Origin of the sequence: Thioalkalivibrio sp., from assembly GCF_041685615.1 — a bacterium.
Taxonomy (GTDB): domain Bacteria; phylum Pseudomonadota; class Gammaproteobacteria; order Ectothiorhodospirales; family Ectothiorhodospiraceae; genus Thioalkalivibrio.
In genome coordinates this window covers 1-11,235 of record NZ_JAWLFK010000058.1, presented here as the reverse complement: position 1 = coordinate 11,235, position 11,235 = coordinate 1, and the positions used below count along the sequence as shown (strand labels likewise).

The 11,235-nt window shown below is 64.9% G+C and carries 12 protein-coding genes; 7 read left to right on the top strand and 5 right to left on the bottom strand.

The window, feature by feature from the left end; translation table 11 throughout:
* On the top strand, positions 1–386 hold a 386-nt coding region (locus ACESLR_RS10450; RefSeq protein WP_373067300.1), incomplete at its 5' end, for a GIY-YIG nuclease family protein.
* A gap of 346 nt (positions 387–732) precedes the next feature.
* Here ACESLR_RS10450 and ACESLR_RS10445 read toward each other — a convergent pair.
* The gene (locus ACESLR_RS10445; RefSeq protein ID WP_373025764.1) at positions 733–1,845 is read right to left on the bottom strand and encodes a Fic family protein; all 1,113 of its coding nucleotides are present in this window, start codon (positions 1,843–1,845) and stop codon (positions 733–735) included.
* A gap of 415 nt (positions 1,846–2,260) precedes the next feature.
* Here ACESLR_RS10445 and ACESLR_RS10440 point away from each other — a divergent pair, with 415 nt between their 5' ends.
* From ACESLR_RS10440 to ACESLR_RS10420, 5 genes are all read left to right on the top strand, one after another.
* Complete coding sequence (locus ACESLR_RS10440) at positions 2,261–2,692, top strand: hypothetical protein (protein ID WP_373025765.1); 432 nt, start codon at positions 2,261–2,263, stop codon at positions 2,690–2,692.
* Between the two features lie 397 nt (positions 2,693–3,089).
* A complete protein-coding gene (locus tag ACESLR_RS10435) occupies positions 3,090–3,554 on the top strand; it encodes a HEAT repeat domain-containing protein (RefSeq protein ID WP_373025780.1) in 465 nt (154 codons plus the stop codon).
* Between the two features lie 414 nt (positions 3,555–3,968).
* Positions 3,969–4,814 carry a matrixin family metalloprotease gene (locus tag ACESLR_RS10430; RefSeq protein WP_373025767.1) on the top strand — a complete coding sequence of 282 codons (846 nt, stop codon included), beginning with the start codon at positions 3,969–3,971 and terminating at the stop codon, positions 4,812–4,814.
* A 361-nt stretch (positions 4,815–5,175) separates the two neighbouring features.
* A complete protein-coding gene (locus ACESLR_RS10425; protein ID WP_373067295.1) occupies positions 5,176–6,156 on the top strand; it encodes a GGDEF domain-containing protein in 981 nt (326 codons plus the stop codon).
* A 233-nt stretch (positions 6,157–6,389) separates the two neighbouring features.
* Positions 6,390–7,628: an MFS transporter gene (locus ACESLR_RS10420; RefSeq protein ID WP_373025771.1), complete on the top strand. Its 1,239-nt coding sequence runs from the start codon at positions 6,390–6,392 to the stop codon at positions 7,626–7,628.
* A gap of 4 nt (positions 7,629–7,632) precedes the next feature.
* Here ACESLR_RS10420 and ACESLR_RS10415 read toward each other — a convergent pair whose 3' ends face one another.
* Together ACESLR_RS10415 and ACESLR_RS10410 are read right to left on the bottom strand one after the other, a co-directional pair.
* Positions 7,633–8,367 (bottom strand): DUF72 domain-containing protein, encoded by a 735-nt coding sequence (locus ACESLR_RS10415; protein WP_373025772.1) that lies wholly within the window; start codon positions 8,365–8,367, stop codon positions 7,633–7,635.
* A 152-nt stretch (positions 8,368–8,519) separates the two neighbouring features.
* The gene (locus ACESLR_RS10410) at positions 8,520–9,086 is read right to left on the bottom strand and encodes a DUF99 family protein (protein WP_373025773.1); all 567 of its coding nucleotides are present in this window, start codon (positions 9,084–9,086) and stop codon (positions 8,520–8,522) included.
* 267 nt (positions 9,087–9,353) lie between these two features.
* Between ACESLR_RS10410 and ACESLR_RS10405 the strand changes: the two genes are divergently transcribed.
* Entirely contained in the window at positions 9,354–10,256 is a 903-nt protein-coding gene (locus ACESLR_RS10405; RefSeq protein ID WP_373025774.1) for a complex I NDUFA9 subunit family protein, read from the top strand.
* A gap of 148 nt (positions 10,257–10,404) precedes the next feature.
* Here ACESLR_RS10405 and ACESLR_RS10400 read toward each other — a convergent pair whose 3' ends face one another.
* The gene (locus ACESLR_RS10400; RefSeq protein WP_373025775.1) at positions 10,405–10,752 is read right to left on the bottom strand and encodes a PilZ domain-containing protein; all 348 of its coding nucleotides are present in this window, start codon (positions 10,750–10,752) and stop codon (positions 10,405–10,407) included.
* 117 nt (positions 10,753–10,869) lie between these two features.
* On the bottom strand, positions 10,870–11,235 hold a 366-nt coding region (locus ACESLR_RS10395), incomplete at its 5' end, for an SOS response-associated peptidase (RefSeq protein WP_373067288.1).

Here is an 11,235-nt window from a genome sequence, read left to right as displayed (position 1 = left end):
AGGATATTGGCTTTCGACCCGCAGGGACCTGGTCGCTCGAAGACGGCAAAGCGCGATGCACGCTCACAGATTGCGCCTCTGAAAGAAATATCCTGTATGCGCTAGTAGTGAACGGTGAAGTGATGTACGTCGGAAAAACCACGCGGCCCTTGAAGACCCGACTCTACGGCTACCAGAACCCGGGGCCGACTCAGTCAACGAACATCAAAGGCAACATATTGATCATTGAAGCGTTACGTTCTGGGAGCTCCGTCGCCGTATACGCCCTCCCGGACAATGGGTTGCTTCATTACGGCGGGTTTCATGTCAACTTGGCCGCCGGCCTCGAAGACAGCCTGGTTTCCACATTGAAACCCGCATGGAACAAGACAGGAGCCGGAGGTTAAACGACAGACCCGGGCTGGTGGTAGACGTTGGCTAATGGGCCAAAGGTCCGCATGGAAACGTTAAACAAGGGGCATGATGGATAAAGCGAATATGTGGATGGTGCGTGCGGGCCAGCATGGGACTTTTGGGGTCAGACCTTGCCTTTTGCCCCGCATCAAGGGAGAGGCAAAAGGCAAGGTCTGACCCCATGACTCCTCAGTTCGTAGCCCGCGAGGGTGTGGCGCACGTGGTTCAGGGCCCTGAATAAAGGTAACAGCCGGATTCCTGCGGATGCCTGAGCGCACAGCGCATGCACGGTGCTTGCCCCCTACCGCATTCCTTGTCGACCTGGTGCGACGAGACGGGTCATCCGAGCGTGTCCGGCAAGGCGTAACTCGTGCTGCGTCCACCGCCCGGGTTCTTCTTTAATGCGCCTCGAGCCACCAAGTCCGCAATGTCGCGCTGCGCCGTATCCTGCGAGCACTTGGCCATCCGGGCCCAACGTGAAGAGGTCATCCCACCTTCGAATCCGTCCAGCAGGCGATTGAGAACCTTGATCTGTCGGGCACTGAGCGGCTCCGTGGCGAAGCGCTCCCAGAATTGGGCCTTGAACAGCACGTGCTCGAGTGCATCCTGGGCGTTGCTCAGCGAACGCTGCAGGCAGCCCAGGAACCATTCCAGCCACAGGGTGATGTCCAGGTCCCCCTGTTTCTGAGTCCGCTCCAAGATGGCGTAATAGTCACTGCGTTCCCGAAGGATCTGCCCGGACATGCTGTAGAAACGTTCCGCCGAACCATCCGCTCGTGCCAGCGCCATATCGGCGATTGCCCGAGCGATACGCCCATTTCCATCCGCGAACGGGTGAATGGTCACGAACCAGAGATGGGCCAGCCCCGCCACCACTAGCGGATCCAGAGGGCCGGGCGCCTTGAACCACGCGACGAAGGCGTCGACCTCCCCCGGGATTCGCTCGGCCGGTGGTGCGGAGAAGTGCACCGTCTCCCGACCAACGGGACCCGACACCACCTCCATCGGCCCTTCATCGTCATCCCGCCAACGCGCGACCGGAATCCGCGTCATCCCGCTACGTCCCGTCGGAAACAGGGCCGCATGCCAGTCGAACAGCCGATCGACTGTCAGTTCACGGTCAAAGGACTTCGTGGCATCCAGCATCAGCTCGACCATGCCGTCGACGTCCCGCCCTGAAGCGGTCAGTCCACCGGCCCCCAGGCCGAGGCGACGTGCAAGCGAGGAGCGCACCTGATCCAGAGGCAGTCGCTCGCCTTCGATCGCGCCGGAATCCACGATATCCTCCGACAGCACGCAAAACGACGCTTCCTCGCGCAGTGCGAATCCCAATCCCTGCATCCTTCCGAGCAGCCGACCCTGCTCGCGCGCAGCCGCAGCCAGCATCGGCGCGATATGTTCCGCGTCCCACTGCCAGTGGGGCCAGCCGGTCCGTTCCCAGATGTATTGCACGACCTTCTCCGCAATCTATGCGTAGATTATGCGGGTCAATCTCCGCATTTCCAAGCGGCTTCGGGGTCAGACCATGCCTTTTGCCCTGCCCGGCCAACTTTGACGCAAGGGGGGCCTCTGATTCCGAGGGGCTCTCTTCCGGCCACACGGGGACGAAAACCAGGATCCGACCTTGTGCCTTCGCATTGCCTACGGCTCGTCTCCCTCCCAGTCCTCGTGCGCGTGGCGAATACGGATGATCAGGATCTGAAGTTTTCAGCCCTTTCCAAACCGTCCGCAGAAATGGGGTAGAACCTTTCCGGTCTGGACCATGGGATCGGGCCACGCTGAAGAAACACCCCCGGATCGAAGAGACCGCGGTACGGAAGATCCCGTATGCTCGGGCACGAGGGTGAGAAAACCAGAAGGAAGAGTCATGCGGAAGACGAAGCATACCCTGGCGTTCACCGTGGCCCTGGTGCCATTGGCACTCTGGGCGAACCCGGCGGCCTCCATGATGGGTTTCGATGGTCCGCCGCCTTGCGAATCAAAGGCATGTTTCATCGAGGCGGTATCGGCCTGCAAGGCGGGCGCGAGTTACATGACCGGCATGGGGGCGGGCGCCAGCGTGCAGTACATGATCGATGGGGCCACGGAAGACGAAGGCTGCCAGCTGGGCATGGTTTACACGCAGCACCCGGAGTCCGAGTGGACCTACAAGCCGCTGCAGTTCCGCCTGGATTCGGACGGTGACATCGAAACCCAGCTCAAGGATGCCGTGGAGGCTTGTCTTTCAGGGCAAGCAGAGAGCGGATATCAGTGTAGCGGGCCGCTGCTGGAAATCTTGTCTCCCGATGGAGAGACGTGAGGGGCGGCGAGAAAGGTAACACTCACCTTTCCGGTCAGATTCGGCAACGCCAAGGCACCTGGCACGATCTCGGGCCAGTCCGGCGGATTGCCGCGGCCTCTGCGAGGCCTCTCAATGACGGTGCTTCGGGAATCCATCATCCAAGAGGAGACCCAGGGAAACACACCCCACGCCGGTCATCCCGGTCCTAGCGAAGCGTAGCGCCAGGATTCCCAGGTGGGGAGACACTCGGGGCAACGTTCGTACGAGCCGGTGGAGCCCTTTCAAGATGATCCGTTCCTTCCTTTCCCTTCGCAGGGCGCGGTGCGCGGACATCCGCGCGAACCCGGCAGTCCCCGCGGGGCACCGTCGGGCGGCCGCGGTTCCCTGGCGGCTGGCCGCGTGGCTGGCCGGCGGGATGCTGTTGGGTGCCTGCGCCGGTGCGCCACAGACGGAGCCGTCCGTCGCCGAAGACGCCGCGTCGCAAGAACGGCCGGCGGCCGAAGCGGATGACCCCGTGGAGGGGTTCGCCAGCCCCGAGGCCGAGATCCGCTACTACCTCGACCGCTTGTCGGATCGCGAGTTCGTCGAGACCTACGGGGGCGAGGAGCATCCGCGCACCTGGTACACCGCGGCCGAGGCGCTCGGACAAATCGGTGCGCCCGCCGTGCCGCATCTGGTGCCATACCTCGATTCCGATGACCCCTGGGAACTGAAACTCGCGCTCTACGCCCTGATGCTGGCCTCGCAGGATCCGTCGGTGACCTCGCGCACCGGCGGCGAGTACATCCGCCTGGGGACCGTCCTCGACGAGCGCGAGAATGCGGCCAACCGGGCCATCGCCCGCGACTGGTGGGAGCGCTGGCATCACCTCTGGGATTAGCGACCCTGACGTCAGCAGGGAGTCCGGGGTCCGATCTTGCCTGTTGCCCCTTCTCCACAGCGGGTTGGCCAGATTTCATAGCACCTCAGCCGACTGCCACGGCCTCTTCGAGTCCTCGCAATCATTGGGGCTCGGCGTATGGGCCAGTGATCGATCCGCGCCTCCCCCTCGACAGCCGGAATTCCATGAGCCGGGCTGCGGATGCCCTTGTTGAGCGCTCGCAAACCGTAGCGGCCCATCATGAACCGTTGGAATGGACGCAATGCTTCGTCGGTGCGGCATCCCACCCAGGCGTTAGTCGGGCGTTATGCTACTCTTCGGCAGAGCCCCGTCCGCCTTCAACTCGTTCTCGCGGGGTCCGATCAGGAGACTGCGGTGCGATCCCTCCCCCAAGCACACCTCCCAATCCTGGCGTTGGTCGCGGCCGGCTTTCTGCCGTTGGCGTTGCCGCTGCCCGCCCTCGCCGACGAGGACGGGTATCGGCTGCTCAAGCTGGATGGCTACAAGGTGAAGTGGGGAGACCAGCAGTTGGGGGTGGGGGCCCGCATCACCTATGCCTTCGCCGGCGAGGCGCTCCGGTTTGATGACGCGTACAACTGCCGTGATCTGGCGCCGACCGAAGGGCTGCTCGGGGACGATCTCTCCATGGAGACGTTCGAGCGCGAGACCGCGGCGGCGTTTCGCGTGTGGGAGCGCGCGGCCGGTCTTTCATTCCAGAAGGTAAGCGATGCCCGGAATGCGGATATCGTTCTCGGCGCCCAGGGCAATCCCTCCGGACGGGCATTCGCCAATGTGGCCTACGTGCAGGATTCGGAGGAATTCACCCGCGTTGCTTACGGGCCCGATTCGGAAACGGGTGTGCGCGCCATCGAGCAGTCACTGGTATGCCTGAATCCCGACTACGAGTGGAAGGTTGGATTCGACGGCAACCAGGACGTGTACGACATCCGCTATACGCTGACGCACGAGATCGGTCACGCCATCGGCCTCGACCATCCCGGGCCCGCCGGCCAGTTGATGGGATTCAAGTACACCGAGGATTTCGCCGATTTGCAGCCCGGCGATCTACGCGGAGTCCAGCGGCTCTACGGGCCGGCCACCGATCACGGGAACCCGACCGATGGCTCCGGCACCCATTTGGCCGAGAAGCCGGCCGACGACCGGGAAATGGAATCCACCGATGATCTCTTCCCTGGCCAGGACGGCGGCTTCGTGCCCATGATCGGTGTTGATGGTGCCCTTGCCATCGGCGACGAGTAGCTTCGGCGGGAAATTCAGGGGCTGTGCTGGCCCTTCCCCCGCTCCCGTACGTAGCCCCGCCCCCCTGGTATTTCAACCGAAACCGGGGCCCCTTCTGGGCCCGGCTATGACGCGGCTTGTGGCAATGCCGGGGAACGCGCGCGAAAAGAGGGAACGCACGTTTCTGCAGTCGCCTCGACGTGGTCGTGCCCGCTCCAGTTAGCCGGAGACCCGGCGTCCAAGTTGGTGTGCCTGTAGCCCGCGCGTTCGTTCGGGTTCGAGCGGCACGCATGGGCAATCGGCGGGTGGGGGATGAAACTATATTCGGTTTCGCTTATATTCCTACCCCTCATGGATGCCCTGCCCCAGGAGACTGACCTCCGTGGAACATGACCCCTCGCCCGTCTCCCGAGCCGCCTATGACGCCGTGTGTGCAGAACGGGATCAGCTCCTCACACTTTTGCGCGCGTTGCCGGACATCTCGTTCGTTCTCGACGAGCACGGTGTCTATGTCAACGTGATTGGCGGGACCAACGAGGCCATGTACGTCAGCGGGCAAAACCTGCTTGGACACGCCCTGCACGATGCCCTGCCGACACCGCTCGCGGATGAGTGTCTTCACTTGGTCCGTACCGCGATCGAGTCCGGTGAGCTGCAAACTATTGAATACTGCCTGCGGGCAGCCGATGTGCCCGTGCTGCCCGAGGAGGCGCGCACGGGCACGCGCGCCGCTGCAGACCAGTGGTTCGAGGGGCGCGTCCTTCCCCTGCCCGCGTACGACCACACCAACCGGGTCGCGCTATGGGTCGCGGTCAATATCACGCCGCGCAAGCAACTCGAGCATTACTGGCAGGAGGTCGCCCACACCGATCCCCTGACGGGACTGGCCAACCGTCAGCGCCTGTTCGAGCGGGCCCATCAGGAAGTCGAGCGGGCGCATCGACACCAGCATCCACTCGCCCTGCTACAAATCGATTTCGACCACTTCAAGCGGCTGAACGACGTATACGGCCATGCGGCGGGTGATGAAGCCCTGCGACGCATTACGCAGTCGTGCGCAGGCATCCTGCGCGATGCCGACCTGATGGCGCGAACCGGTGGCGAAGAGTTCGCGATCCTATTGCCGGAGACGGACTCCGATGGGGCGCTGGATCTATCCAGACGACTGCTCGAGACCGTCCGGGAGGTTCGTCTGCCCGATTTCGCACCCGAGGTCCGGCTGACCATTTCCATCGGCTGCGCGACGTTGAGGACCAAAGAATCCTTCGACCGGCTCATGCGCCGGGCCGACGAGGCCCTGTACGAGGCCAAGGCGAGCGGCCGCGACCGGGTGTGCGCGAATCAGGGGTCGCAAGAACCGTAGGGACTGTGTCCGGCACCAACTATCCAGGCCCCGGTTGCTTCATGTCCGGACTTCTCGCCGGTCCGGAGACTTTGTCACAGACCTTGGAGGGCCAGACCTTGCCTTTTGTCCTTGCTCAGCCGGGGAGACAAGAAGCAAGATCACATTCAGGGATCACGACCGTGTCCGTTGATTGGAGTTTCCCTGAACCTGACCCGTAGTGTTTCCGGAAACCCCGCCGGGCGGCAGATCCCATGAGCGAGACCTCGGACATCCGCAGGAAAGGCTTCATCGCCCACATGGCGACGGTCTTCATCAACGCGCTCAATGACAACTTCTTCCGGTTGGTGGTGATCTTTATCGCCATCCGCGGGTTTGTCGTCGAGGGCGAAGGCACCTTCTACTACAGCCTGGTCGGTTTCGTGTTCCTGCTGCCGTTCGTGCTGTTCTCGCCATGGGCAGGCTACGTCGCCGACCGTTACAGCAAGAAGATCGTGATCGTCTGCACCCGCATGGCCGAGGCCGCGGTGCTGCTGGCCGCGGCGCTGATGCTGATCACCGACAACTTCGCCGGCCTACTGGTGACCACCTTCCTGATGGGCCTGCAGAGCACGTTCTTCAGCCCGGCGAAGTTCGGCATCCTGCCGGAGCTGGTGCGCTACCGGCAGCTTTCGCGTGCCAACGGCCACATCCAGCTGTGGACCTTCCTGGCAATCATCCTTGGCACTGCGCTGGCGGGCTTTGTAATGGAGTTCGCCGGCCAGGCGCTCTGGGTGCCGGCCGCCCTGATTGTGGGTCTGTCCGTCACCGGCGTGGTAACGAGCCTTTTTATCACCCCGACCCTGGCAGCTGACCACCCGGCGCCCTTCCGGCTGAACCCGTTTGCAACCGTCATGCAGGCCGTCGCGGAAATCCGGCCCCACCGGGTCCTGTTCATGGTGATCCTCGGCATCGCATGGTTCTGGGCCCTGGGCACCCTGTATCAGCTTAACGTGCCCCTGTTCGCCGAGATCCATCTGGAGCTGGGCGAGCTCGCGACCGGCATCATCCTGACCACGCTGGCGCTGGGCATCGGAACGGGCAGCATCCTGGCCGGCTACCTGTCGCGCGGCGCCATCGCCATGCACCATGCGCCGGCCGGCATGATCGCGGCGGCCCTGATCAGCGCCTTGCTGTACTTCGCCACCGAGAGCTACCCCGCGACGCTGGTGCTGATCGCCCTGCTGGGCATTGCCTCCGGGTTCTTCATTGTGCCGATCACCGCCTACCTGCAGGGTCACAGTCCTGCCGACCGGCGCGGCCGCTTCATTGCCGCGAGCAACTTCCTGGCGTTCTCCGCCATGCTGGCGGCGCCGGTGCTGTTCTGGCTGTTCACCGGGCCCGCCGGTGCCACGCCCGCTCACGTGTTCGTGATCGGTGGGCTGGCCTCGCTGCTGGTCGGGATGACGGCCCTCCGGCTGTACAGCCGCCACCGCGCGGAGGCCGATGCCTGAGCCCTCAGTCCGCATCCCCCAACCGTTCGAGCAGACGCTGGGCGTCCCGGGGCGCGGCCCCCTCGGCATCGTTGTCGAAGTAGATATGCACCTCGCGCTTTTGCCCCAGCCACTGCCGCACGCGGACGGCCCACTGGTCCAGGAGGCGGCCGCTGTAGGCCGAAGCATACGTGCGGGTATGACCGTGCAGGCGGCAGTAAACCAGTGGACTCGCCAGGGCCTCCCAGCACGGCCAGTCCGGGGCATCCGACTGGCAGATCCCCACTCCGGCCGCGTCCAGGTGCGTTGCCACCCACTCGGTAAACCAGCTGGGATGCCGGAACTCGATCGCGTGCCGGACTTCCGGCCAGAAGCCCAGCGCATGGGTGAACGCCTCCAGCCGCTCCTGGTGGATCGCGAAGTTCGACGGCAGTTGCCACACAACCGCCCGCAGCCGGTTCCCCATCGGTTCCATGCGTTCGCGCAGCAGCCGAACCGGATCCTCGGCGTCCTTCAATCGGTGGATATGCGTGACGAACCGGCTGCCCTTGATCGCGAAGCCGAAATCCGGGGGCGTCTGCTCCGCCCATCGCTGCACGGTGGTGGTCGCGGGGAGGCGGTAAAAGGTGCCATTGATCTCCAGTCCGCTGAAATGCCGCCCACAGTGGGCCAGCCACTCGCGCTGTGGCACGCCGCGGTAGAAGTCGTCCTTCCACGCCCGGTAGTTCCAGCCGGATGTCCCGACATACACACGGGCCATCGGGGCCTCCTTCAGACTTGCCTGTAACGAGTGTAGCGAGCCGCCCGACGCGGCACCCGGGGTGCCACGATCTCGCCCGTACTCGGGCCGTGGCCGCCCGTGCCGAAACCCGGCCGGCACGCCCGTTTGCCGCGCCGGGGTGGCGCCCGGGCTCATGGCCGGTGACGACTCGCCCCCGTAGTCACGCCTCCCGCAATGATGTGCGCCACCCGCAGCGGCTCCGGGAGTCGACTGTGGAGTCGCTGGTCTTCCAGGAGGCGCTGCGCCGCCGCGGGACTGAGCCCGCAGCGCTGCACGTACAAGCCCTCCAGCGGCTCCATGACCCCGGCGGCCTCGATCAGCCGCCACTTGCGTGCGCCCCCCGGGACGTGATCGAGCAGCGCACGGCGAATCGCGGTCAAATCGGGGGCATGGCGCGCCACCGCGAGAACCGGCAACCCGGTGCGCGCGTGCAGCGCATGCAAGTCCACCACGTTGAATCCGGCCAGCGTGATCCCCTGCAACAGGATCGCGTGCAGCTGCGGTGCAAACGGACTGCCCAGCACGCACTCGGCCAGACGCGCTGTGGCGTTGGCTCCGTCGCGGCGCACCCGCGTCGAAAGCACGCCGTCCAGCCGCTTCGCGGCGAATACGGCACCAATGACCCGCACGTCGCCCCGATACTGCCGCGCGAACGGCGCATCATCGAAACCCACCACGTGTGAAAGTCGTTCGTGCATCCGCTTCCCGGTCGGCCGCCGCCCGTAGCACGGGGCGCTTCAAAAGACCACCAGGGGTACACCCGCAAAAACCGCGTCTGCTCCGGCGGCCCCGCCCAGGAGGGCCACCGGTTGCACGCGCGCCCCCAGTCCCCTGCATCATGGCAGATACAGGCGTCGATCCAGAGCAGACCGCACAAGGCCCGCCGCTTCCTACCCTTAGAGTGAAGCGCTGATCGTGGGTTGCCGCGTCCGGCTTCCCTACCCATCATCCAAAGGGGGCTCGCCATGCGCCCGGACCTGATCACCGTATTCGGCGGCACCGGCTTCCTCGGCAGCCGGATCGTGCACGAACTGAGCAATGCCGGTCACGCCGTGCGCATTGCATCGCGCCGGGCGGCGGTACCCTCCGGACTGGAACAACAGGCCCGGGTGGACCACTGCCGCGCCGATATCCGGGACGATGCCGATGTCGCCCGCGCCGTGGAGGGTGCCCACGGCGTCGTCAACGCGGTCAGCCTGTACGTGGAGCAACGTGATCTGCGCTTCGCCACCATTCACGTGGACGGTGCGGCCCGGCTCGCACGCGCCGCACATCAGGCCGGCCTCGAGCGCGTGGTGCAGCTCTCCGGCATCGGCGCCGACCGCCGGTCACCCTCCCCGTATATCCGCGCCCGCGCCGAAGGCGAAGTCACTGTGCAACGCGAATTCCCGAACGCCGTGATCGTGCGCCCCAGCGTCCTCTTCGGGCCGGGCGATGCGTTCCTGCGCAACCTGGCCGGGCTCGCAGCCCTGCCGGTGATCCCCCTGTTTGGCCGCGGCCTCACCCGCCTGCAGCCCGTACATGTAACCGACATCGCCCGCGCCATCGCCAAACTGTGCGGAAACGAAGCACCCGCACAGCTCGTCTACGAACTCGGCGGCCCCGAGGTCCTGACCTACCGCCAAATCCTGACCCTGGTACTGACCCACGTGGGCCGCAAACGCCCCTTGCTCCCTGTGCCATTCGGCGTCTGGCACGCGCTCGCCGGTCTGGCCTCCGTGCTACCAAACCCACCTCTGACCCGCGACCAGATCTACCTGATGCAGCAAGACAACGTCGCGAGCAACAGCACCGGAAGCTTCGCCGACCTCGGGATCACACCCCGCTCGTTCGAGACATTGCTGCCCGACTGCCTCCCGGCCCAATGACTCCGTTCTGCACCGGCTGACGGCGCGGCCTCCATTGCGACGGACATCGGCAGGCCGGCGCGAGCAAGGCGCCGTCGGAACCACACCTTGCCTTTTCCCCGTGCTCGGTCGCCGGCGCAGGCAGCAAGGTCGCTCCAGGGATCCCGAATTATCGCGTATCGGACGGGAGTCCGATGATGCACTCGCGCATCAGGTCGAGCAGGCCATCGACACTCGACGGATCTTCGGTTTCGAACATGGCTCCCGCGCCATGCTCATCGAGCCGCATGACGATGCATTGCCAGACATGGGTCCGGCCGTCCGCCCCTGGTTCCGGCGTCACGGTCAACATCAGTCTTGAATGCACCGAGAGACCTGACACCGGCATTTCCAGATACAGTCCGCTGAGGCTGACATCCCGGACCCAGCCACTCGCCCGAAATTCGGGGGCACCGTGCAGATTCTGCACCTCGGCCGTCATACGGATGACCCTGCGTCGTCCTTCCCGAAGCTCCATCGACCCGACTCCCCTCACGCACCCGCAAAACGCGCCATTGTCATGTCGTCTCCCCCCTGACTGTAGCGCATCCGAATACGCGCCCGGGGTCATACGGGCCGGGTCCTGATCGCTTCATCAGGACGCGTCGCCGGTGCGATCGAGGACGGAGGGATCGTCGTTCTGCGGCCGGTTCACTCGTGGCGAAACGGCGTATGCCTGCAAGGCGGAGGACGGCAAGCGCCGGGTGATGAGACGGACTTGCTCGCGTTCGGTGATGGCGGGGTCCAGCCAATCCCATCGGCATTCCGCGTCCAGCGCGAGTGGCTGTCGGTCGTGGATATGCGCCAGGTGTTCGGACGCAGGCTCGGTGATGATCGCGCAGCAGGCCCCTCCGTCCGCGGTCGGCGCCCAGATGCCCGCCAGGAACAGCACGTCCTGCGGCGCGTCGTCGGTCAACGTGATGAAATGCGGCTGCTTGCCCTCTTCGGTCTTTTGCCACTC